This is a genomic window from Hydrophilobacter chitinilyticus (genome assembly GCF_049860745.1).
GTDB lineage: Bacteria > Pseudomonadota > Gammaproteobacteria > Burkholderiales > Burkholderiaceae_C > Rhodoferax_B.
In genome coordinates this window covers 2086776-2110464 of record NZ_CP187561.1, presented here as the reverse complement: position 1 = coordinate 2110464, position 23689 = coordinate 2086776, and the positions used below count along the sequence as shown (strand labels likewise).

At 60.4% G+C, this 23689-nt stretch carries 19 protein-coding genes; 3 read left to right on the top strand and 16 right to left on the bottom strand.

The genetic code is table 11. The features are described from left to right. Nucleotides 1-14: 14 nt before the first annotated feature. The 5 genes from ACPWMG_RS09490 to ACPWMG_RS09470 form a co-directional block, all read right to left on the bottom strand. Nucleotides 15-2348: a molybdopterin guanine dinucleotide-containing S/N-oxide reductase gene (locus tag ACPWMG_RS09490; protein WP_483304392.1), complete on the bottom strand. Its 2334-nt coding sequence runs from the start codon at nucleotides 2346-2348 to the stop codon at nucleotides 15-17. Between the two features lie 7 nt (nucleotides 2349-2355). Next, the gene (locus ACPWMG_RS09485) at nucleotides 2356-3357 is read right to left on the bottom strand and encodes an NrtA/SsuA/CpmA family ABC transporter substrate-binding protein (protein ID WP_483304391.1); all 1002 of its coding nucleotides are present in this window, start codon (nucleotides 3355-3357) and stop codon (nucleotides 2356-2358) included. Between the two features lie 92 nt (nucleotides 3358-3449). Beyond that, entirely contained in the window at nucleotides 3450-4235 is a 786-nt protein-coding gene (locus ACPWMG_RS09480; protein WP_483304390.1) for an ABC transporter ATP-binding protein, read from the bottom strand. After that, entirely contained in the window at nucleotides 4232-5098 is an 867-nt protein-coding gene (locus tag ACPWMG_RS09475; RefSeq protein ID WP_483304389.1) for an ABC transporter permease subunit, read from the bottom strand. Before ACPWMG_RS09475 ends, ACPWMG_RS09480 begins: the two co-directional genes overlap by 4 nt. Nucleotides 5099-5364: 266 nt before the next feature. After that, on the bottom strand, nucleotides 5365-6327 hold the full coding sequence (locus tag ACPWMG_RS09470; RefSeq protein WP_483304388.1) for a GlxA family transcriptional regulator: 963 nt from the start codon (nucleotides 6325-6327) through the stop codon (nucleotides 5365-5367). A 133-nt stretch (nucleotides 6328-6460) separates the two neighbouring features. Here ACPWMG_RS09470 and ACPWMG_RS09465 point away from each other — a divergent pair, with 133 nt between their 5' ends. Next, complete coding sequence (locus tag ACPWMG_RS09465; RefSeq protein ID WP_483304387.1) at nucleotides 6461-6895, top strand: MAPEG family protein; 435 nt, start codon at nucleotides 6461-6463, stop codon at nucleotides 6893-6895. A gap of 18 nt (nucleotides 6896-6913) precedes the next feature. Further along, nucleotides 6914-7654: a GNAT family N-acetyltransferase gene (locus ACPWMG_RS09460; protein ID WP_483304386.1), complete on the top strand. Its 741-nt coding sequence runs from the start codon at nucleotides 6914-6916 to the stop codon at nucleotides 7652-7654. Nucleotides 7655-7656: 2 nt separating this feature from the next. Here ACPWMG_RS09460 and ACPWMG_RS09455 read toward each other — a convergent pair whose 3' ends face one another. The 7 genes from ACPWMG_RS09455 to ACPWMG_RS09425 form a co-directional block, all read right to left on the bottom strand. Further along, nucleotides 7657-9189, bottom strand: a complete 1533-nt coding sequence (locus ACPWMG_RS09455) for a malonate--CoA ligase (RefSeq protein ID WP_483304385.1) — start codon at nucleotides 9187-9189, stop codon at nucleotides 7657-7659. 24 nt (nucleotides 9190-9213) lie between these two features. Further along, a complete protein-coding gene (locus ACPWMG_RS09450) occupies nucleotides 9214-9981 on the bottom strand; it encodes an enoyl-CoA hydratase/isomerase family protein (protein WP_483304384.1) in 768 nt (255 codons plus the stop codon). 46 nt (nucleotides 9982-10027) lie between these two features. Beyond that, nucleotides 10028-11017 (bottom strand): Bug family tripartite tricarboxylate transporter substrate binding protein, encoded by a 990-nt coding sequence (locus ACPWMG_RS09445; RefSeq protein ID WP_483304383.1) that lies wholly within the window; start codon nucleotides 11015-11017, stop codon nucleotides 10028-10030. A 139-nt stretch (nucleotides 11018-11156) separates the two neighbouring features. After that, nucleotides 11157-12644, bottom strand: a complete 1488-nt coding sequence (locus ACPWMG_RS09440) for a malonyl-CoA decarboxylase (protein WP_483304382.1) — start codon at nucleotides 12642-12644, stop codon at nucleotides 11157-11159. After that, complete coding sequence (locus ACPWMG_RS09435; protein ID WP_483304381.1) at nucleotides 12644-13309, bottom strand: GntR family transcriptional regulator; 666 nt, start codon at nucleotides 13307-13309, stop codon at nucleotides 12644-12646. The genes ACPWMG_RS09440 and ACPWMG_RS09435 overlap by 1 nt, the downstream gene beginning before the upstream one ends. A 445-nt stretch (nucleotides 13310-13754) precedes the next feature. After that, nucleotides 13755-15629 (bottom strand): putative bifunctional diguanylate cyclase/phosphodiesterase, encoded by a 1875-nt coding sequence (locus ACPWMG_RS09430; protein ID WP_483304380.1) that lies wholly within the window; start codon nucleotides 15627-15629, stop codon nucleotides 13755-13757. A 62-nt stretch (nucleotides 15630-15691) separates the two neighbouring features. Continuing rightward, nucleotides 15692-17410, bottom strand: coding sequence for a methyl-accepting chemotaxis protein (locus ACPWMG_RS09425; protein ID WP_483304379.1), 1719 nt, complete (start codon nucleotides 17408-17410; stop codon nucleotides 15692-15694). Between the two features lie 529 nt (nucleotides 17411-17939). On the opposite strand from ACPWMG_RS09425, the gene ACPWMG_RS09420 reads away from it, so the two are divergent. Further along, the gene (locus ACPWMG_RS09420) at nucleotides 17940-18593 is read left to right on the top strand and encodes a TetR/AcrR family transcriptional regulator (RefSeq protein WP_483304378.1); all 654 of its coding nucleotides are present in this window, start codon (nucleotides 17940-17942) and stop codon (nucleotides 18591-18593) included. Between the two features lie 76 nt (nucleotides 18594-18669). On the opposite strand, the gene ACPWMG_RS09415 is transcribed toward ACPWMG_RS09420, so the two are convergent. The 4 genes from ACPWMG_RS09415 to ACPWMG_RS09400 all read right to left on the bottom strand — a co-directional run bounded on the left by ACPWMG_RS09415 (nucleotide 18670) and on the right by ACPWMG_RS09400 (nucleotide 23586). Beyond that, entirely contained in the window at nucleotides 18670-19170 is a 501-nt protein-coding gene (locus tag ACPWMG_RS09415) for an MgtC/SapB family protein (RefSeq protein WP_483304377.1), read from the bottom strand. Nucleotides 19171-19344: 174 nt separating this feature from the next. After that, entirely contained in the window at nucleotides 19345-21129 is a 1785-nt protein-coding gene (locus tag ACPWMG_RS09410) for an EAL domain-containing protein (RefSeq protein WP_483304376.1), read from the bottom strand. A gap of 344 nt (nucleotides 21130-21473) precedes the next feature. Continuing rightward, nucleotides 21474-22283 (bottom strand): prolipoprotein diacylglyceryl transferase, encoded by an 810-nt coding sequence (gene lgt / locus ACPWMG_RS09405; protein WP_483304375.1) that lies wholly within the window; start codon nucleotides 22281-22283, stop codon nucleotides 21474-21476. Nucleotides 22284-22371: 88 nt separating this feature from the next. Then, a complete protein-coding gene (locus ACPWMG_RS09400; RefSeq protein ID WP_483304374.1) occupies nucleotides 22372-23586 on the bottom strand; it encodes a low temperature requirement protein A in 1215 nt (404 codons plus the stop codon). Nucleotides 23587-23689 lie beyond the last annotated feature (103 nt).

Here is a 23689-nt window from a genome sequence, read left to right as displayed (position 1 = left end):
CCCTTTTCTCTCGGCTACACCTTCGCCGCTTCAAACTCTTCCAACAACTCAAACCTCGGCGGCGCAAACACACGCACGGGTGGCACGGCTTGCGTCCACAAGCGCACCTCCACCTGTGCCGACTGCGCCGCGCAGCCCTGCGACAAGCGCGAACTGCCTTCATCCGGCGTGACCATGTTGGGGTTGCCGTGCACATCCAAGCTGCCGGGGGTGCTGGCATCTATGGGGTCGTACCAGGCGCCCGTGGCAATTTGCACCACGCCACGCGCCACGTCTTCACTGAGCCGCGCACCGGCCAGAAACGCCCCCAGGTGGTTGAACACCTGCACCACGTCACCAGCGGTGATGCCCCGCGCTGCCGCGTCGGCCGGGTGCAACGTGAGCGGCTCGCGCCCGGCGATCTTGCTCTGCACGCTGACGCAGCCGTGGTCGTACTGGCTGTGCAGGCGGGTGGCGGGTTGGTTCGAGACCAAGTGCAAGGCGTGTATGGGAGCGTTTTTTGGAGCAGGTGTCTCCAACCAAACCGGGTGGCCCGGGCAATCGTCGTAGCCAAACGCGGCAATGGTGGCGCTGTAGATCTCGATGCGCCCCGAAGGGGTGGGCAGCGGGTGCGCAAACGGGTCGGCACGGAAGTCTTCCAACAAGACCGTGGGCCGCTCGGGCAGGGGAATTTCAAACAAGCTCTCGCGCCAAAAGTCTTCAAACGCGGGCAGCGCAATGCCCGCCGCTTGGGCGCGCGCGCGTGAGCCTTCATGCAGGTGGGCCAGCCACTGCTGCGGGTTGCGCCCTTCAGTGAAGCGGCCGCCAAAGCCTAGCCGCTCAGCCAGGTCGGCAAAGATTTGGTAGTCGTCACGCGCCTGCGCCACGGCGGGCTGCACGGCCTTCATGGCGACCATGAAGCGGTCGCTGGCGGCACTGCCAATGTCGTCGCGCTCCATGGGCGTGGTGGCGGGCAACACAATGTCGGCGTGGCGCGCGGTGGCCGTCCAGAACGGCTCGTGCACAACGATGGTTTCAGGCCGCTGCCAGGCTTGCACCAGGCGATTCAAATCCTGGTGGTGGTGAAACGGGTTGCCGCCCGCCCAGTACACCAGCCGTGTATCCGGGTAGTGCAGCGTCTTGCCGTTGTAGTCGAAAGCGGCCCCGGGCTGCAGCAGCATGTCGACCACACGCGCTACCGGAATATAGGATTTGACCGGGTTGTCACCCTGCGGCAAACGCGGGCCCGAAAACGCCGAGCGCCCGCTGCCAGTGTTGTTCATGCAGCCGTAGCCCAAGCCAAAGCCACCGCCCGGCAAACCCACCTGCCCCAGCATGGCCGCCAGCACCACGGTCATCCAAAATGGCTGTTCGCCATGGCGCGCGCGCTGCAAGGCATAGGCGCTGTTGACCATGGTGCGTTGTGCCGCCATGCGCCGCGCCAATGACACGATGGTATCTGCCGCAATGCCGGTGAGCGCCTCGGCCCAAGCCGGTGTTTTGGCTACGCCATCGGTACGGCCCAACACGTAAGGCGCAAAGCGCTCGAAGCCCACCGTATGGCTGGCGAGAAACTGTGGGTCGTGTAATGCTTCGCTGATCCACACATAGGCCAGCGCCAGCATCAAGGCGGTATCGGTGCCGGGGCGAATGGGCAGCCACTCGGCGCCCGCCACACCGTCGAGGTCGCTGCGCAGCGGGCTGATGTTGACGAACCGCGTGCCACGCTCTTGCATGCGCGCCAAGGCGCTGCGCAACTGATGGTCGCTGGCGCCACCCGGGCTCACTTGCGCGTTCTTTAGCGGCAGCCCGCCAAAGGCAACAAACAATTCACAGTGCTCGGCCAGCACGTTCCACGAGGTGTGCTGCTGCAGCAAGGCGTCGGTAGGCCCCACCACATGCGGCAGCAACACGCGGCCGGCCCCCAGGCTGTAGGTGTCCACGCTGTAGGTGTAGCCACCAAAGCCGTTCAAGAAACGGTGCAGTTGGCCCTGCGCGTGGTGAAAGCGCCCGGCGCTCGACCAGCCATAACTGCCGCCGTAAATGGCGCTGTTGCCATGCTGCTGGCGCACGCGTTGCAACTCGCTGGCCACCAAGTCCAAAGCTTCGTCCCACGTCACTTCGACAAACGCATCTTGCCCACGGGTGCGCGGGCTGCTCTGGGGTCGGCCCTCGCGGGCTGCACGCAAGTAGTCTTCGCGCACGGCCGGCTTGCGCACCCGCGCGGGCGCGTGGATGCCCTCGGGAATCGACTGGCCGATGGGTGACGGGTCGACATCCCACGGCGCGGGCTCCAGCGCACGCAAGCGCCCGCCTTCGACCACCGGGCGGTACACGCCCCAGTGCGTAGATGTGTAGTTCGCCGACATTAAAGTCTTACAGCTTGGCGAGGTGGTCTGCCACCGTCACCTTCTTCGGCAAAATCTGCCGCTGCGCCAACCAGTCGGCGGCGACCTGCAGGCCCTGGACGAACTTGGTGTCGTCGATGGCGTGAAAGTCGTAGGTGCGCTTCAAGCCGACCAGCGTATTGCGCACGTCGTCGGAATAGCTGCCTTCTTTCTGGTTGATGATTTCGGTCTCTTTCGCGTTGGCCGAGGCCCATTGGCCTTCTTCCACAAAGGCCGCATTCACCGCGCGCACCAGGTCGGGGTTTTCTTCGGAGAACTTGCGCGTGGTGAGCCACGAGCTGAAGTCGATGCCGAAGTCGAGGTCTTTGCCCTCAAAGAAGATGTCGTGGGCTTGGTACTCGGCGCGGGCAATGTCCACGCCTGGGCTCCACATCGACCACGCATCCACCTTGCCCGCGCCAAAGGCGGGTCCGGCGTCTGGCGGATTCAGGTAGACAAACTTCACCTGCTTGCGGTCCACCCCATGTTTTTCAAGCGCGGCGACGAGCAAAAATTCGCCCAGGCCAGAGCGGTTGACCGCCACAGACTTGCCGACCAAGTCCTTGACCGATTTGATGCCCGAAGAGTCTTTGGCAATGATGGCCGTGCTGCGTGGGTTGACCACCAAGAAATTGGTGAACACCAAAGGCGAGCCCGCGATGATGGCCGCCAATGCGGGTGTGGTGCTGCCACCAAAACTAAAGTCAGCGCTGCCACCCGTCACCGCCTGCAAGGATGGCGCGTGGTTGGGAAACGGCCCAACCCACTGCACCTTGATGTTGTCTTTGGCCAGGCGCTTTTCAAATTCGCCGCGTTGCTTGGCCAGCAACGGCAAACCGCCACGGCCCCAGCCCAGGCGCACGGTGTCGGTGTTGCGACCGGTGCGTGCGGCCCAACTTGGCATGGCGGCGGCGCCAGCGAGTGCTAAAGAACTGGTGCGCAAAAAGCCACGGCGGGACAAAGCGGACAAGGCTTGCTCAGGGGTCAACATGGAATCGTTCTCCAAAAGAAAAGATGGAAGGCAAAAGAGAGGTGGCGTGCCCGCTTGGGCACACCGAATAGCCGTTGCAGCAGCCGTGGGCGCTAGAGAGCGGGCTCGGAAACCACGCCCAGTTCCGTCAGCAACTGGTCGCGCAGCGCCACGGCGTCGGGGTGCGAGCGGTGGGCACGCGCCTGGGCGGAGACCGGGTACTCGGCGGCAATCACGCCATCGCGCATCACCAGCGCACGGTCGGCCAGCGCGATGGCTTCGTCCACGTCGTGCGTTACCAGCAACACGCCGGGCCGGTGGCGCGCCACCAGTTCTTTGACCAGGCCTTGCATGCGAATGCGCGTCAGCGCGTCCAGCGCGGCAAAGGGTTCGTCGAGCAGCAACAGGCGTGGGTCTTGCACCAAGGCACGGGCGAGTGCCACGCGTTGCGTCTGGCCGCCCGACAGGTTGCGCGGCCAGTCTTCTGCGCGGTCGCCCAGGCCGACTTCGTCGAGTGCCGCAAGCGCGCGTTTGCGGTTGGCGTCACGGCTCTGAGAGTCTTCCGGTAAGCCCAGCGCCACGTTGCGCCACAGGTTGTCCCACGGCAGCAGGCGGTGCTCTTGAAACACCACGGCCGGGCGTGGCGGCGCGGCTATGCTGCCGGCATCCACCACATCCAGCCCAGCCAAGGTGCGCAGCAGCGTGGTTTTGCCGCAGCCGCTTTCACCCAGCAGCGCGACGAACTCGCCGCGCTGAATGCTCAGATCCAGCCCGTTGATCACCGCACGCGCACCATACACCCGCTTGAGGCCGCGTACCGATGCCGCTAGATGCTCTGGAAGCTCTGCACGCACGGCGGAACTGTGAGAACCGCTATCGCTTTTTACTGCGTTGTTCATGCCTTGCGCCTTGCATAGTTTGGGTGCCACGCCAGCAGGCGCCGCTCCAACAGTCGAGTAATGCCATCTGCACCAATGCCGATCAACGCGTAGACCACGATGGCCAGCACGATCACATCGGTGCGTAAAAACTCGCGTGCATCCATGGCCAAGAAGCCGATGCCGGAGGTGGTGGCAATGGTCTCGGCCACCACCAAGGCGAGCCAAGCCGTGGCCAAGGCGTAGCGCACGCCGGTCAAGATCGACGGCAATGCGCCGGGCAACACAATGCGCCGCACCAAGGTCAACGTGCTGAGGCCGGTGACGCGGCCCAACTCCAGCAACTTGGGGTCGACCTGGCGAATGCCAAGCACGGTGTTGATGTAGATGGGGAACGACACACCCAGCGCCACCAGGAAAATCTTGCCGCCTTCGTCCACGCCAAACCAGACGATGACCAGCGGCAACAACGCCAGGAACGGAATGGCGCGCACCATCTGCACGCTACGGTCGAGCAGCGCTTCGGCCAGACGCGAAAAGCCCACCAGCGTGCCGAGCACAAAACCAATCGAGCCGCCGATGGTAAAACCGGCCGCCGCACGCAGCAGGCTCACGCCCAAATCGGACAGCAAGCGCCCCTCTTCCACCAGCTCTTGTGCGGTGACAAACACCTTGGAGGGCGCGGGCAAGACCTGCGCCGACAGCCAACCCGAGCGCGCCGCAGCCTCCCACAACAATACCAGCACCACGGGCGCCAGCCAGGAGATGAACAACAGCCCGCGCGGGCCTAGTTTGGATCGCTTCTGGGTAGCCTTGGAATGTGGGTGGGCAACCGTAGGCAGAGGCACGGCACCAGCCGGCAAACGGGCGGTAGCGTCCGTCATGGCCGCACCGCCGTTGATGAGGGTACTGCGTGGTCTGCTGGGGAGCGCAGAAGGCAAAGGTGGCGGCGTGGCATGTCGATGGCGTCTCGGCAATGAAGAAGTGCCGATGATTTCAACAGCCACACCTTCGCCCATCAACGAAGTGTTTCGCAGTTCTATATGCGATTTGTGGCGATTGACGGCGGTGTATTGCGATGGATGGCGGCTTCAGGTGTGCCTGCGTTGCCTCGCACATTGCCCACGCGAGCCGCTGCGCGAGATCAGTTTCAGCAGGCCTGCGCGCGGATCTCACGCACACCGCGCCCGAGCTTGCGGCGCAGCAGGTTACCCAGCGTGGAAGCATCGGCATAACCAACTTCGCCAGCAATCGACGCCAAGTCGTGCCCAGCGGACACCAACTCTTTGGCCCGCTCAATACGCAGATCCTGGAAAAGCGCCAACGGTGACTTGCCCAGCACTTGCTCCAGACGCCGCTGCAACGTGCGCGGGTGCACGTGCAGTGCCAGAGCTGCGGCTTGTAGCGAAAAACCCTGCGCCAAGTGCTGCCGCGACCAACGCTCAAACTGGGTTACCAGGGGATCGGCCTGGACCAGGTAGTCGGGGATGATGTAAGGCGCCTGGGACGTGCGGTTGTCGACCAGCATGAAGCGAGCAACCGTCGCCGCCAGCTCCGGGCTGGCCTGGCGCACCAGCCACAGCGCCAGATCGAGATGGCCCATCATGGCGCCAGCCGTTACCACCCGCGGTGACGCCACCAACATGCGCGCCTCGTCCAGGTTCACCTGCGGATAACGCTGGCGAAAAAGCGGCGCCAACGACCAACTGGTGGTGGACGCCAAGCCGTTCAGCAAACCCGCCTCGGCCAACAAAAAGGTGCCGATGCAAGCGGCGGCCACCCCCACTCCTTGGGCATGGGCGCGCCGCAGGAACACCAAGCCCGCCTGGACATCGCGCCGCGCCAGGGTCTGCAGCAACAGCTCCGGACGCTTGGCATTGAGCGCGGGCACCACCACCCAATCCGCGCGCTGCATCGCCCCCAGGGGCTCGGCTTGCAACGTCAGACCATGCGCCGTGCGCAAGCGTTGGCGCACGCCCACCACCTGCACGGACAAAGGCGCACCGCTACGCCCTTGCGCCGCAGCGACCTCGTTAGCCATGGCGAAGGTGTCCAGCATGGCGCTAAGACCGGTGTCGAACACACCGTCGAGCGCCAGGATGCAAATATTCATGTCGCAAATGATATCAAAACAGTCGTTTACGACTCTAGATCAAAGTCTGCGCCGTCCCTAGACTTCATCTCCATCGGAAAACACAGACAACCGATACACGACAACTCAATGACAACCCCAACGAGAGCCCCGCATGAAACTCAGCACCGAACTCTTCTGCCTAACACTGGTCGCCACCGCTACCCTCCTGATGTGGATCCCCTACATCCTGGCCCGAGGCATTGCCGAAGCCAAGCATGCACGTCAACAGGCGCACCAGACCGGCCAACGCACGACGACAGGCAACGCGCCCGAGGCCATCCTGCCCGCCTGGGCGCAACGCGCCAAGCGCGCACATGCCAACGCGATCGAGAACATCGCCGTCTTCGCCCCCTTGGTGTTGGTGGCGGCCATCATGGGCATCAGCACGCCAGCAACGGTGTTCGCTGCCAAGCTGTATGTGGGGGCTCGGCTGGTGCACTACCTGGTCTACACGTTTGGCATTCCAGCCGTGCGCACCTTGGCATTCCTGACCGGCTTTGCGGCGACGATGACTTTCGCCGTGGCGATCTTCCACCACGCGGTCTGACATTTCGAGGAGCCCACCATGACAAGCCCGCAAGCCCATCCACTCGACAACCCCGTCTGGTCCGCGCTGCGCAGCCGCCAGTCGCATCTGGGGTTGGGTTCCGACTTGGCCGTGCGCCTGCAGCCGGAGGTCGGCCCCTTCGCCGCCGTGGGCCAGCATTCGCCACAAGCCCAGGAAGCGCTGAGTGCACTCATCTCCGAGGGGGAACAGGTGCTGTTCCTGGCACTGAAGCCTCTCCAAGAACTCCAGGGCCTGAGCGCGCGGCGGCTGGTAGGTATCCTGCAGATGGTCGACCGGGGGCTTGTTCAGGAGCCTGTTTTGCAGGGGTTGCCAAGCGTCAACGCCGCCAAGTTCGAACGCTTGGGTGCAGCAGACCGCGACGACATGCTGGCATTGACGCAACGCACGCAGCCGGGCCCGTTCGGTGCCCGCACGCACGAGACGGGTCACTACATCGGTCTACGCGACGCAGGCCGGCTCGTCGCCATGGCGGGCGAACGCATGCGCCTGCCAGGTTTTGTGGAGATCAGCGCCGTGTGTGTGGACGACACCCATCGCGGCCAGGGCATCGCAAGCCAGTTGATGAAGCTGTTGCGCCAGCAGATTTGGGCTCAGGGTGACACACCGTTTCTGCATGTGCGCGACGACAACCCCATGGCCATCGCGCTGTACGAGCGGCTGGGCTTCTCCACGCGCCAGCGCTTTCATCTGTACGCGCTCACGCGTGTCGCAGCAGGCGCTGCGGCACGCAATACCTGAACTCAGGCGAACAAACTGCTGTATTGCTGCCGCAGCAGGTTCTTCTGCACCTTGCCCATGGTGTTGCGCGGCAGGCCTTCGACCACGTAGCACTGCTTCGGGATCTTGAAGTTGGCCAGGCCCGCTTTGAGTTGCGCCAGCAGTTGCGCAGGGTCGGGGGCGGCGCCGGGGCGTGCGATCACCACGGCCACGCCTACCTCGCCAAAGTCGGGGTGCGGCACCCCCACCACGGCGCTCTCGGCCACACCGGGCAACTCGTTCAAGAAACCTTCAATCTCAGCCGGGTAGACGTTGTAGCCGCCGCTGATGATCAGGTCTTTGCTGCGGCCGACGATGGTCACGTAGCCGTCTGCATCGACACGGCCCACGTCGCCGGTTTTGAAGAAGCCATCAGCGCTGAACTCTTCGGCGGTTTTCTCGGGCATGCGCCAGTAGCCCTTGAACACGTTCGGCCCCTGCACCTGGATGCCGCCAATCTCGCCCTGCGGCACGTCTTGGCCAGCATCGTCTACCACCCGCAGCGTGACGCCAGGCAATGGAAAGCCCACCGTGCCACCACGGCGCTCGCCGTCTGCGGCGCGGCAGGGGTTGGAGGTCAGCATGGCGGTTTCGCTCATGCCGTAGCGTTCCAGAATGGTGTGGCCGGTGCGCGTTTGCCAGTCCTTGAAGGTTTCAATCAACAGCGGTGCCGAGCCCGAGATGAACAGGCGCATGTGGCCCGCCGCCTCGCGAGTGAGGCCTGCCTCTTGCAGCAGACGCACGTACAGCGTGGGCACGCCCATGAACACAGTGGCTTCGGGCAGTTTGGCGAGCACACCCTTGGGGTCGAAGCGGCCGAACCACAACATCTTGCTGCCGTTGAGCAGCGCACCGTGGATGGCGACAAACAAGCCGTGCACGTGGAAGATGGGCAGCGCGTGGATCAACACGTCGCCGGCTTGCCAATCCCAATAGTCTTTGAGTGTTTGCGCGTTGCTCAGCAGGTTGCCGTGGCTCAGCATGGCGCCCTTGCTGCGGCCAGTGGTGCCGCTGGTGTACAGGATGGCGGCCAGGTCATCGGCGCTGCGCTGCACCGGTGTGTGTTGGTCGCTGTGGTGGGCGGCGCGCTCCAGCAGCGAGCCGGTGCGATCGTCGTCCAGCGTGTAGACGTTTTGCGTGCCGGCCTTGAAAGCGATCTTGCTCACCCAGCCAAAGTTCTTCGCCGTGCACACCACCACCGCCGGTTCGGCGTTGGTGATGAAGTATTCGATTTCGCTGGTTTGGTAGGCCGTGTTCAACGGCAAAAACACCAGGCCCGCACGCAGCGTGGCCAGGTACAAGGCCAGCGCTTCGACCGACTTCTCCACCTGCACGGCCACACGTGCACCGGCCGGCAACTGCAGCGACGCGAGCAGGTTGGCCATCATCGCGCTGGCGCGGTCGAGGTCGTTCCAGGTGTAGAGCAAGCCTTGGTCGGTTTCAACGGCGACTGCGTTCAGGTCAGCAGGAAAGGCGGCGCGCAGGGCCGAGAACAGGTTGGCGTTAGGTGAACTCATAGGTCTAAGGTCAGAAAAAACAATTCAAAAAGCAGCCGGGCGTTTGGTCAGAAAGGCGGTGATGCCTTCCTGGTGCTCGGCGCTGTTGGCGTAATCGTAAGCATGCAAATCTTCATCTAGTGGCGGCTGCAGCCCGCGCAGGGTTTGCTTGTTCAGCCGTGCAGCTTGGGGGGCGAGTGCGGCAACGCGCTGCGCCACCGTCAGCACATGGGGCGCCACCTCTTCCGCAGGCAACACCTGGCTCAAGAAACCACGCGCGGCCATCTGCTCGGCATCGAACACACTGGCGGCCAACAACATGTCGCGCGCCGTGGTGTCGCCCAGCACACGCGCCACCAGTTGGGCTTCGCGCGGCGCCATGGGAAAACCCAGCTTGGCGATGGGGGCGCCAAACTTCGCGCCGCGCGCGGCCACACGGATGTCGCAGCAGGCGGCGATCTCCACACCAGCGCCCATACAGGCACCATCGATCTGCGCTACCAACGGCACATCGCAGTCCAGCATGGCGCGCAACCCGCCCCACACTTCTTCTTCGTGGAACTGGCGCAGACTACTCGGTTGAAAGCGAAAGCTCGGATACTCGGAAATATCGCCCCCCGCGCAGAACGCCCCGCCTTCGCCCCGCACCACCACACAACGCAACGTCGTGTCACGCTGCACGGCTTCAAAGACTTCGCGCAAAGACAGCCACATGGCGCGCGTCATGGCGCCCAGGCGGCCGGGGTGTGCGATCGTCACCGTGGCCACGCCTGGGATTTGCGCAAGGGGATCGAGTGTGATGGTTCCGGGCATCGAAGTGTGGAGAGAGGTCAAAAGCGCAAGTATGCCGTCTCGGCCATCAGGTATCGAACTTGGCGCCAGACGCTTTGACCACGGCGCCCCAGCGCGCGATCTCGGCGTTGACGAAGGCGCCAAACTCGGCCTGTGACATGTGTGGAAAGTCGGCGCCGTTCGCGGCCCAGATGGCCTTGAGTTCATCGGTGGCGCCGGCTTTGCGCACCTCTTCGATCATGCGCACCTGCACATCGGCGGGTGTGCCCTTGGGCGCCCACAGACCGTACCAGGTGGTGACGGTGTAGTCGGGCAAGCCGACCTCGGCGGCGCATGGCACATCAGGGAACGCGGGGCTGCGTTGGGTGCCAGACACCATCAGCGCCTTGATGCGCCCGCCCTTGATGTGCACGGCCGACGAGCCCAGGCCGTCGAACATCATGTCCACCTGGCCCGACACCAGATCGCGCAGCGCAGGCCCGGCACCGGTGTAGGGAATATGCGTGATGAAGGTGCGCGTTTGCTGCTTGAACAGCTCGCCCGCCAGGTGGTGCGAAGTGCCAGTGCCGGCCGAGCCATAGTTGAGCTTGCCGGGGCTAGCACGCACCATGGCCATGAAGGCTTTGAAGTCGGGCACGTTGACGTTCTTCGGGTTGAGCACCAGCACCTGCGGCACGTTCGCCAGCAAAGCCATGGGCACCAGGTCTTTTTGAATGTCGTAGTCGAGCTTGGGGTACATGGCCGGTGCAATGGCGTGGTGCACGGCGCCCATGAAGTAGGTGTAGCCGTCCGGCGTGGCGCGAGCGGCCAAGCCTGCGCCCAGGGTGCCACCGGCCCCACCCTTGTTTTCAATCACCAAGGTTTTGCCCGACTGCTTGGCGAACTGTGCCGACAGTGGCCGCGCAAACGCATCGGTGCCACCGCCCGCCGGAAACGGCACGATGAGCGTGACCGGTTTGGATGGCCAAGCCGACTGCGCGTGCAGCCAGGGTGTGGAGGCCGCAGCGGCACCGAAGGCCGCCCAGCGCAATACGTTGCGTCGTTGAAATGTTGTCATGTGTTTTGTCTCCTGGTTTTATGCGGCCCAATGCAAACGAGGGCTCGCGCTTTTTTACTGACACGCAATCATTCGTGGGACCCGCCCACGCCTCTACTCTTCAGGTATCGCTCTATTACAGCGCTAGCGCTGTGCACCGTTACGGCAGCAGCGCCGCCACGTCGCTCGACACCGCCACCTTGCCCTGCCATAGCTGGGCGCGGTGGCGGTCGAGTTTCTTCAGGTCGTAGAGGTAATTCACCATCACCCCGTACGATTGCTTGAGTCCTTTGTTCGATGGGTCGGCCGCCCAGTTGAGTTGCTCCACGCGCGCGCCGTTGCCCAAGTGGAAGCGCGCCACGGGGTCGGTGGGCCGGCCGCTGGTGAGCTCGCGGCCCAGGTATTGGGCGGCGGCGCGCAGCAGGAATTTGCGCACGGCAGACGCCTCGGGCAGTTCCAGCACTTTGTCTAACGCGCCGGAGATGTGTTCGGGCGTGGGCGGCTCAAAACCCACCGCGCGGCCCAGCTCGGTCAACTCCTTGGGCGACAACGATGCCAGCACCGAAGCGCAATTGCGCGTGTACCAGTTACGAAACCCCGGAATGGGCGAGAGCGTGGCAAAGGTCTTGAGGTGTGGAAACTCGCCCTTCAAGGTTTCGACCACGTGCTTGATCAGCGAATCGCCGAAACTCACACCACGCAAACCCACCTGGGTGTTGCTGATGGAATAGAAGATGGCGGTGTTGGCCTTAGTGGGGTCGGCGGCATCGGCCGATTCGTCGAGCAGCGGTGTGATGCTGGCGGCAATTTTTTCGACCAGTGCCACTTCCACAAAAATCAACGGCACACCTGGCAGGCGCGGGTGAAAGAAGCCGTAGCAGCGGCGGTCGGAATCGAGCCGGTTCTTCATGTCGGCCCAGCTCTTGATGTCGTGCACCGCCTCGTACTGGATGAGCTTTTCGATCAGCGACGCGGGTGAATCCCAGGTGATCCGGCGCAGGTCGAGAAAGCCCACGTCGAACCAGGTGGAAAACATGTACTCCATCTCCACATCAAGCGCTTGCAGGCGTTTGTCGGACTTGAGGAAGGGCGTGATTTCGGCGCGCATTTCCACCAAGAAGCGAATGCCATCGGGGAACACGCTGAAGCGCTGCAGCAAGCGGCGGCGCGGCGACACGGTGGCGCGGCGGTATTCCACTTCGGCCAAGGCTTCGTCGGCTGTGCCCACCGCCTTGGAAAATTGCGCCTGGGCTTTTTTGACCCGCTGCGGGTCGGCGACAAACTGCTCGCTCATCAGCAGCCACAGGTCGCGTCGGCGCTCCAGGTTGGCATCGGTGTACCAGCGCGCCAGCGTTTGGGCGCGGCGGCCGCCTTCGACTTCGCTCACGCGGTCGTCGATGATGGCGCGCAGGTCATCAAGTGCGCGGCGCAGCAGGCGTGGCGACAGGGCTTCGTCACGCTGGCGCAGTTGCGCGTGCAGACGGTCATGCGTGGAACGTGAAGACGCTCCTTTTTTGGAAGCTGCTTCTGCTTGTTTGGCGGGCGTATCGGGCCCTTTTTTCTCAGAAGCCTGGTCGGCGCCCTGTGCCGGCTCGGCCTGCGCTTTGCGCTGAAAGATGCCACGTGAAATCCAGCTCGGGGTGTTCATCACGCCAACCTCGACTTTTGTTGCGATGCCAGTTCACGCAGCGCTTCACGCTGGCGTGTGAGATGGGTGCGCATGGCGGCATCGGCGCCTTCGCTGTCGCGTGCTTTGAGTGCCGCAAACACGGCCAGGTGCTCGGCCAGGCTCTGCTCCAGCCGCCCGGGCGCATGCAACTGCTGCAGACGCGCAAGCTTCAATATCTTGCGCAGGTCACTGATCACCTGCGCCAGCCAGCGGTTGTCCGCCAGCGTGATGATGGCTTCGTGGATGGCAAAGTTGGCAGCGTAGTAGTCGTTGATGCGTTTGGCGCGTGCAGCCTTTACCAGTTTGTCGTGCATGGCTTCCAAAGCCTGCAATTCGGCGTCGCTGGCGTTGCGGGCGGCCTCATAGGCGCAGCGCCCTTCCAGCAAGGCAATCACCGGGAAGATTTCGTCCAGGTCTTTCTCGGTGACCTGGTTGACGAAGCAGCCCCTGCGAGGTTCATGACGCAGCAGGCCTTCGGCGGTAAGCACCTTCAGCGCTTCGCGTAGCGGCGTGCGCGAGATGGCCAACTTTTCGCAGAGCGCGGCCTCGTCGAGAAAGCTGCCGGGCGCAAAAGCACCCGAGAAAATCTCCTCGCGCAGCCGGTCGGCAACGTTGTCGTGCAGCGAGTTGTGGACGAGGCGCATAGCGGGCAAAAGCTTTCAAAAGAGCGGTGGCAACAGCGGTGGTGGAACCTGGCTCTTGGTGAACGTTCCCGGGACAAACCGTCATGCCCCAACAGCGCGACTGGGATCATGCGGTTTTCGAACCTTTAATGCACCTAAGCGGCTGGTCATCCGCCAACAAGTACAACCTTAACTGCAATGTGGACTCATTATTTTCCGTAATTACCCGTAATTATGAAATTTTAAAAAGGTGCCGTCCACGGAAATGGGTGTTGATGTGATTTAACCCATAGATTTGGTCAGGCGCAGGAAATTAGCTTTATTTGCCCGCTGCCAAACTTTGCTTTAACGTGCAAAAAACGGGATGTTATGCGGCCTAGTGCCAATGACATTCCCCTCGCCGCACCCTAACCGCTCCTCTGTGCAACATCCAACACAAACTGCGCCATAGGCTAAAGGTACACGGTCACGCGGACACAAGGCGCGGCTCCAACTCTGAAAGAGTTCGTTTCATGGCATCGAGAACAAGTTGCCCCTCTATCCAGTCTTCTGCCGGTTGCGGAAGGGAATAGAGAAATCCTTGGGAGATGACATCTCCCTGATCAGCAACAAAAGCTGCATGCGAGGTGGTTTCCACACCTTCAGCAACGACCTGCATATTTAAGTGGCTAGCAATCGAACACATGGCTTTCACCAGTGCGGCGTCTCCGAGGCTTGTTGGCGCATCTTGAATGAAATTTCGCGCAATCTTGAGCTCTTGCACAGGTAGGTTCTTCAGATGAGACAGAGATGAATATCCGGTTCCAAAGTCATCCAACGAGAAGCTAAATCCTTTCTGAATCAGATAGTGCATTTTGCCGATGACGTCTTCTGTGTCTCGGATCACCAACCCTTCCGTGATTTCCAAGACGAGCTTTCGAGCATCTGCACCAGTACGCCGAACTGTATTCTCCAAGTGAGCGGTGAAGTTTGATTTGAAGAACTGTCTGGGAGAAATGTTGATCGCGAGCCGTTGAGGCAGGCCAGCTTTTTGCATCTCAACTTGTAGCTCACACGCCCGTTCAATCACCCACTCCCCAATCTCCACGATCAAATCAGACTCCTCGGCGATAGGAAGAAACTCTCCCGGAAAAATCATTCCTTGCTGAGGGTGCTGCCAGCGCACTAAGCACTCCGCCCCCACTACCGTGCCTTGAGCATTCACCTGGGACTGCAGGTAGACGCTTAACTCGCCCTCGCGAATAGCCCTGCGCAAAGAAGACTCCACCTGGAATCTTTTGATCATCCGTTGCCCCAACGCTTGGTCGAAAATTTTCACTCCACCACCGCCTGTTTCTCTGATTGCGTCCAGCGCTGTACCGGCACGCAATAGAACTTGCAGGGCGGTTTCCTGCGGGCTACTCGGAAACAAGGTCAAGCCTAAGCTCGCGGAGAGCGAAATGGCCGTCCCGTACTGCCTTTCAATTTCCACGGGTCGGTTGATGAGCGCCTGAACCGAAGACACAAGCGCATGAATTTCACCCTCAGTGTCTTTCTCAATAGGCCACACCAGTACGAACTCATCGCCCTCCAATCGCCACACCGATCCACCCGGTGGCTTAATGTCCTCCAGGCGTCTGGTGTAGACGTCTAGAACGCGATCACCGACTTCGATCCCATTGGCTAAGTTGACGTGACGAAACCGATCCAAGTTGACTTGCAGCAAAACATACTTCTTAACTTCCGCAGCATCTTTCAAGATATCTTCGATCAGATGAATCAGCCCCACCCGTCCAGGATGTTCAACGAGCTTGTCGGAAGTCCCGCTCTCATCTCGATCAACTACCTTGACCTCACCCCACCAGATGCGTAGTCCCAGCACGAGCAACAGAAGTCCTCCGATCACATACAGATGAGGCCAGTGACTAAAGCTTGGGTTGAGGTCTTCTGTGGAATTTCTAGCCAGCAGGCACAGCGCAGACAATCCACATGCGAAGGCGATGGCGTAGGTTTCTCTTCGACCGAGAAACAGCCCTGTGAGAAGAATCTGTAATGCAAACCTCAATAAACTGGAGAGCCAAAGATCACCGTAAACCGTTGGAGATACAGCCGTCACCGCCCAGGAGCCCCAGACCAAGATGCGGACAGCCCACACAAGGTGTCCGAGTGCTAGGGCCCCCCAGGATACGAAGCTCACGGCCCACCAGCAGAAAGCAAACATCAATGCATGATCACTGGGGTCCGCCATCCAATTGGCGCTGGCTAAAGCGACACCGCCAGCACCAAGCAAGATTGCGACCCCCTTCATCAAGCCGTGATGGATCCCGGCAGCACGTTTGAGAGAAGGCAATGAATGCTTCATGGTCGAATGCTTGATTCACTCAGATGGGCCTGTCATGCCGTTCGCGCATCTCTAGGCTGAATTCAAAACTGTTTCCAAGCGATCTGGGCATCGCCTTTCGTTCGTGAAAGAGGCTTCGCCTGGACTCTTTTTTCTCGCGCCTCCTGCAAGCGTATTCCTGAAGTTGCGGTAGCTGTGGTGGCCACGGCGACAGGTGGCAGCGCCACGGGCTCAACTCCATTTTCAATTTTGAAGACAGCTACGGCCCGTACAAGCTGTTTCACTTGTTGATTCAGACTATCTGCGGCCGATGCAGACTCTTCCACCAACGCAGCATTTTGTTGTGTCACCTGATCCAACTGATTTACTGCATCGCTGATCTGACTGATGCCAAGGGTTTGCTCGCCAGTGGCCGCCGTGATTTCGTTGATCAACTCAGACACACGATGCACCTGCGCGACGATGCCAACCATGGCCTCTCCGGCAGTATTGACAAGTTGGCTACCGTGGGCAACGTTCTCGACACTGTCGTTGATCAGTGCCTTGATTTCTTTAGCAGCGTCGGCGCTGCGCTTGGCGAGGTTACGCACTTCACTGGCGACAACCGCAAACCCCCGCCCTTGTTCCCCTGCTCGAGCGGCTTCAACAGCCGCATTCAACGCCAGGATATTGGTTTGAAAGGCAATGCCATCAATGACCCCAATGATGTCTGCGATTTTTTGGGAGGACGTATTAATCGCGCCCATCATGGATACCACATTCTCAACCACTTGACCGCCCTCTTGGGCAGCAGTGCTTGCCGATCGGGCGAGGGCCGCAGCTTGTTGTGCAGTTTCTGCATTGCTTTGAACCGTACTGGTCAATTCTTCCATTGACGCGGCCGTTTCCTCCAAGTTGCTGGCTTGCTCCTCTGTGCGCTGAGAGAGATCAGCATTACCTGCGGCAATTTGTCCGGCACCCGTCGCGATGTTCTCGCTACTCACACGAACGGTGCTCACCACGTCGCGCAAAGATTCCTGCATCATCTTCATCGCGGCGACAACGCTGCCCTCTTTCGCGCGCGACCCATCGATGGGAGCTGTCAGATTGCCATTGGCAATCTCCCCTGCCGCGCGCGCAACGTCAGTCGGCTCGCCGCCCAACTGGCGCGTCAGGCTTCGCGTCAAAAACACCCCGATCAACACACCGAGAAACACGCCGCCAAAAGTAAGGCTGATCAACAGAACGCGGATTTGGCTGTAAATCGAATCTGTCTCGTCGTTTAAGCTCTTGGCGTTGTCTCGCTTGCGATCTACGAGTTGTCCAAGAAGGTCGTCGGCCTTGTCGGCTACCGCACGAAACTCGTTCATTCGCTCTACCGTGAGTCGAGTGTCGAAAAGTGCATCCTGCTTGAGAAGCTCCAACACGCTCTGGATACCCGCGTCGTAAGCCTGCAGAACACCCATCGTTTCGCGCACCATGGCTCGGCCTTCGTCAGTGGCGAAAAATTGCCCCGTCTTTTCCAGCTCCTCGCGAGCAGCTTTCAGACCCAGTTGGACATTTTGAACATGACGCTGCCGCTCAGCCTCCGTCGTGGCCAGCACGGCACTGCGCACGGCCCGGCTGGCAACAATCAATTGGATATTGGCTTCTGAGGCGTGAGACAAGCCGGCGATTTCACGCTCATACATCAATTGCGCGAGGTCGTTGATTTGACCGGCCTTCAAGATACCACTCAGCCCGATCAAGGCTCCGATGCCGGAAACCAATAAGAAGGCTCCGACTAGCTTTGAACCCACCTTCAAATTACGCAACCATTCCATTGCACATCCTTCTTGATATTGATTAAAAAAGTCAGACGCAGGCTATTTCCCCGCATAACGCATCGATAGCTATCTTTGATGGCAACACGGATATCCCTTGCGAGCCCGTGTCAACTCAAAACCCAAACAGAAACGACAAAAGAAAAAGCTTGCAGGTGACCTAGAAGTCACAGCTTTCCTTGCTACATGCGCGACAGCAGCAGACCTGTTTGCCCGTGCAAAAAGCGCAATAAAAATCGTTCCCATCTACAATCTTGGACACACGGCAACTCATTGAACACAAGCGTCCTTGCGGGAACGTCTGCATAGGGACGAAGACCCGATGCCTGCGCCAGTAATGGAGCCTCGAGGGCTACAACGATCGAATATCGAAACTATCTCTGCTCTCACGTCGTGCCTCTAAAAACGAGATGAAAAGGATGCTCAACGATTCACTTTTTTGCGGCATTCGAATTTTGCGAATGAGGCGCTTGAAATTTACAAAATGTAATTAAATACGATCGTACTTTAAAAGTATGACACTCTTGCCATGGGTAGAAAAAAAACCTTAGACCGAGACAAGCTTTTAGATGTGGTGGCCTCCATCGTTTCGAATGGTGGCGTCAGCGCACTGACCATCGACGGCGTCGCTAAAGCCGCAGGCATCTCAAAAGGTGGCGTTCAAGCCACCTTTGGCACCAAAGAACAAATCATCAAAGAAGTCTTCGATTACTGCCAACAGTCCGTAGATGCGCGACTAATGCCAGTCCTTCAAAAAACCGACGCAGAAGAAAACTGGGTGCTTTCTTATCTTGACTTCATTGCGCAAGTAGACGAACCCGCTGGCGTAACGGCTGCAGGCGTTTTTGCTGCGATGGCAAAGACACCGATCTACCGCGAGGATCTGCATAAGCGTTATGCAGACCGACTGCACAACATGGAGACCAGCGGCGGCGTGGAGAGCAACATGCGGCTCGTTTTTCTTGCCATTCATGGTGCCTTTTTTCTCCGTCACTTTGGTTTCATGTCCATCCCCGCCGAGCAGTGGACGCAAATGTTTGCGGATATTCGTGCACTCGCACTAAGCTCAACGCCTATTGATCCTCCGAAGCCCAAAACGACTTCATCCGAATATGCTTCGGACAACATTGAAAAGCCGCAAACGCGCCGAAAACCAACCAAGCTCCGGGCGCCGCCTCGTTAATGCTGTTTTCTCGGTGACGACCAAAGAGATGAGTTAAGGGTACGCTGAGTAAGTCCCAGCATGCGCCTAAAGCGCCTCACGCGTCTTCTCCGCCCTTCTTTTCCATCAGCGACACCACCTTCGGCACCAAGGCAAATACCGCCAATGCCAGCAAAGTGCTGAGCACTGCGGTGGCCTCGCGCCCCATGCCGGCGGCCACACCGATCGCGGCGGTGAGCCAGATGCCAGCGGCGGTGGTCAGGCCCTTGACCTTTTCTTCACCGTCCAGCTTGAGGATGGCGCCCGCGCCAAGAAAGCCAACGCCGGCCACCACGCCCTGCACTACACGGCTAATGTCTGCCTCCAGCATGCCCGCTTGCTGCGACACCAACACAAACAACGCCGCGCCCATGGCCACCAGCATGTGGGTGCGCACGCCGGCTGCCTTTCCGTGCGACTCGCGCTCGATACCCAACAAGCCCCCCAGCAACGCCGCCAGCAACAACCGCACCATGACACGGGTGGCTTGTTCAATATCTGGCAGATCGGAAAATTCCGCGGCAATGGTGTTGCCTATTTTTTGCAGGGTAGAGGTCATAAAACGATACGGTTACGGCTCTAACGGTTGGGCTCGCGGGTCATCGCAAACAATGCATGCCATCGTAGAGATCGACACACCGGTACCAAGGGGCGATCTTCGGCTCACGTTGTGGGACAACGCCTCATGGCGTCAAGCCTTACATCCACCGTGCCATGACCTACTCGGCCGGGCTTACCGCAAAACCTCTGCGAAAGGCTGCGGTTCGCTGAACAGATAGCCCTGTCCCCAGTCCACACCCAACTCGCGCAGCACCTCTAGGGTAGACGGGCTGTCCACATACTCGGCAACGGTTTGAGCGCCAAAGGCTTTGGCGATGCTCACGCAGGCATGTACCAACGCGTAGTCGTTGCCACGCTCGGCCACGCCGCGCACAAACGAGCCGTCAATCTTGATGACGTCGACCGGAAACTCCTTCAGCCGCTCGAAGGTCTGCAGGCCGGTCCCAAAGTCGTCGATCGCCACCAGGCATCCTTCTGCACGCAAGCGCTGCAGCAGGTCGCGCGCAGCATCGGCGTTATGAATGGCAGCGGTTTCGGTGATCTCGAAGCAGAAGCACGACAGCGGGATGGGCGATTGCGCCAAGGTACGCCATAGTTGTGTGTGGAAACTGCGCGATGCCAAGCCTTGCCCTGAGAGGTTCAAACTAAGGCGGCGAAAATGCTTTGACACAGCCTTGTGCTGCTGCAGCATGTGAACCACCGCGTCGACCACGGCCAGGTCCAATTCGGCACCGCGACCAGCCTTCTCCAACAGCGGGGTGAAAGTGGCGGGCATGAGCACACGGCCATCGGCAGTGCGCATACGGCAGAGAATCTCTCCCGAAATGCCATGGCCGGCCGGTAACATGGGAAGCAAGCTATGGATACTTTGAAAATACAGCTCCAAGCGGCCACCACGTAGGCATGTCAACACTTCGGCAGGGTCGAGTTGAGCCGATTCGGAGCGCGCCCACTCGCTTGAGTCATCAGCTTGGCTAAATCGAGAAGCGAGTTCCCCCTCCCTGGATTTCATGCCGTCCGCATTGACGCGGATCGCCTTCAGGCTGGGTTCTCGCCGCAGTCGCACCAAACGGGCATCTCTCGTGAGGACCACCAGGCAGATAAAGGCCAGTTGGAGCGCAGCCAACTCATAGACGATCATGCTCAGGCTGAAAAAGTTGCCCCAGCCAATTTCAGCGTAATGCACACGCGCAAAGGCAAACACAATGAGCATCAAAACCGAGGCAATACTCACCGCCCAGGCTGGCGGCAGGCACAAGGCACACCAACCCAGCAACAACACCAGGATGACAACAGTTTCAAGCGAACTGAGGTGAAGCTCCAAGTGCCCTCCATCCTCACCGCTGAGCAACGTGTTTTTCAAGGCCAAGAACAGGCAACCGGCCAACACCATCCACACGAGCTTGACCCCGTCGGCGCGCCGAGGGCACAGCGGATTCGGGTTGTGTCGCTCACTCCAGGCCACCACTAGCGGAAAGGTAATGATCAGCACGCCAAATGCACGACCGAGGGCATGCCGCGCAATCATCTCGGGGTTGGCCCAAACCTCTGGGCCGAAGACGCCCACCAGCGCAAGGCCTGTGAGCACCGCGCCAGCCGGGAACAGCACCAGACCAACCCAGCCCAGACGCAGGACGTCGGCCACAGCCAGTCCTCCGCGCTGGCGCAACGGCCCCATCCATCGCGCGCAAAGCCAAACCTGTGGAATGCTGAGTGTGAGTAAAAGAAAACCCGGTAGCGCACCATTGACCGGCATGGTGAAGTGATAGTAGTGACGCGCGTACCAAGGCAGAAAGCTCAGCAAAAAGCAGGCTGCCACAATGCGACGGTCGCGGTAGATGAGCGCAATGGACAACAGCAGCCCCGCCTGCAAATGCAAAGGCAGCGTGGTGGCTTCATGGCCAATGGTGGGAATGTTCACACCGATGAAATTCGCCTGCAGCAACAGCGCGACCATGAGCCACAGCAAAAGTACCGTGCGCCAACGAAGCCAAAGAGGGCCGGTGCCCTCGCGCTCCGCGTCCGACCATATGCGTTCAACCGAAGCCAGACGCAAAAACGCCCGCCAAGACGGGCGTCCTTTGGTTGCGGTTGGCTCGGGAAGTATCGAGGCGGGCATCACGGAAAAACGTCCGAAGGGGACATCAACGCCGGGCGTGTCCACCCAGGCTGCGCTGCCGATGGCGAGCTTGGTTCCAGATGACCACCGGCCAAAAATTATGGCCCCGAGGTGGGGCCATAGAGTGCGTTAATTTGTGACGACCGAAGCTGGAGCGTTACACGCTCGCATGCGCGGCCCTTTCAGGGTTGACGCGGTTTGGCACTGGCGTAAAGCCACACGCCAAACAACACCATCGGCACGCAAAGCCACTGGCCCATGCTCATGTTGAAGGCCAGCAAGCCCAGGAAGTCGTCAGGCTGACGGAAATACTCGGCGATGAAACGCATCAAGCCATAACCGATCGAGAACACGGCCGCCACGCGGCGCTCGGGCCGATCCTTGCGGGCGTACAGCCACAAGATCACAAACAGTAGCAATCCTTCCAGCAGAAACTGATAGATCTGCGATGGATGGCGCGGCAGCATGGAGCCACTCTGCGGGAACACCATGCCCCAAGGCAGATCAGGGTTGGCAAATCGCCCCCACAACTCCCCGTTGATGAAGTTGCCGACCCGCCCGGCAGCCAAACCTGTTGGTACGCATGGGGCCACAAAGTCCATGACCTGCCAGAACGGCTTGTGACGCGAATGCGCAAACCACAGCATGGCGGCAATCACACCCAAAAAACCGCCATGAAAACTCATGCCGCCCTGCCACACATAGAAGATTTCCAACGGATGCGACAGGTAGTACTCGGGCTTGTAAAACAGGCAGTAGCCCAGCCGTCCACCGGCGACCACACCCATCACGCCGAGGAACAAGATGTCCTCCACGTCTTTGCGCGACCAGGCGCCTGGCCCGGTGATGGAAGCAAAGGGTTGATGGCGCAGCCGCAAGTTGCCGAGCAACATGAACAAGCCGAAGGCGGCAAGATAAGTCAGCCCATACCAATGGACGGCAATGGGCCCGATCTGCAGGGCAATGGGGTCGAAATGGGGATAGGTCAGCATGCCCTTATTGTGCCCGCCGAATAAGTCGTCATCGCCTGACGTGGCGCGATAGACCCGCCATCCGCCAGGCAATGAGCCTGTTCAGCGCTCAAATGGCGCCAGCATGGGCCAACTTGGCACGGCGGCTGGCAGCGCTGTCCATGGCTGCGACGATTAGCACCACCACCGTGGTCAGGGCGCTGAGCCACAACAGATCCGTCCAAGGCGACACCGCGCAGAGCAGCACCAGCAAGCCGACACCCAATAGATGCGACTTGGGAAAACGGCCATACACCACCCGCTTGTACAGCGCATTGCCCAGCAGGTAGATCAGAGGCGAGCCCACCAACACGATGGCGTGCACCAGTGTCATGTGCCCGTGGGGGTGAGCGATGACCAACTCGTTACCCACTGCCGCCACGATGATGCCGGCAATCAAGATCACGTGGACATAGTGGAAATAGGCGCCAATGCGCCCCGGGTCGTCTGAGTGCGCGATGACGTGGCTGCCGTCATGGCTGCTGGTGTCAAAGTACAGCCACCACATCGACAAGCTGCCGATAAAGTTGAAGACCACGGCCAACACCGTCATCAGGTCCAGATGCGGTGTGGAAGCAAATGTGGCGCCGATCAGCAGCACCGACTCGCCCAACGCCACGATCACAAACAACTGGCAACGCTCGGCCAAGTGGCCGCCCTCAATGGTCCAATCTGACGAGCGCGAGGCGCCCAAACCCGGCAAACGAAAACCGATCATCGGGGATACGTACTCGGCCACCACCGCCAACGCCCACCAACCCATGCGTGCGGGGCCCTCCGCAAAAGCGCCGATGAGCCAAAACGCTGCAGAAATAGCCGTCCACCCCGTGATGCGGCGAAAGTTGGGGGTCAGCGCATGTGACGGCCCGAGCATCCACAATACATACACCGAGCGCCCAAGCTGAATGCCGATGTAGCTCAACGCAAAACCCAGGCCCCGGTCGGCAAACGCCCCCGGCAGAGAAGCCGCGAGCACCAGCCCCAAACCCATGATGCCAAACAGCATCAAACGCACCGGGCGGGTGCGCGGGTCGAACCAATTGGTGACCCAGCCGGTGTATTGCCAGCCCAACCAAACGGCGAACCACAACAACAGCGTCTGAGCCGCACCTAGCAAGCTAAGGTTGCCCAACAAGTAGTGCGACAACTGCGTGACCGCAAACACATAGACCAGGTCGAAAAACAACTCTTCGTAGGTGACCTTGGCTTCATGTCCGTCGCGCACCCGCAAGACACGCGAGGCCCGGTGCAGCGTCTGGCCGGAAGGTGCAGCGTAGTGCGTCATAGGCACACCCGCTGCCGCAGAGGCCTGTTGGCAAAGTTGTGAAGCATGTTCATTGTTTTTCCCTCAATTTGTTGATGCTGACGGCGCGGCGACCTGGGGTGAG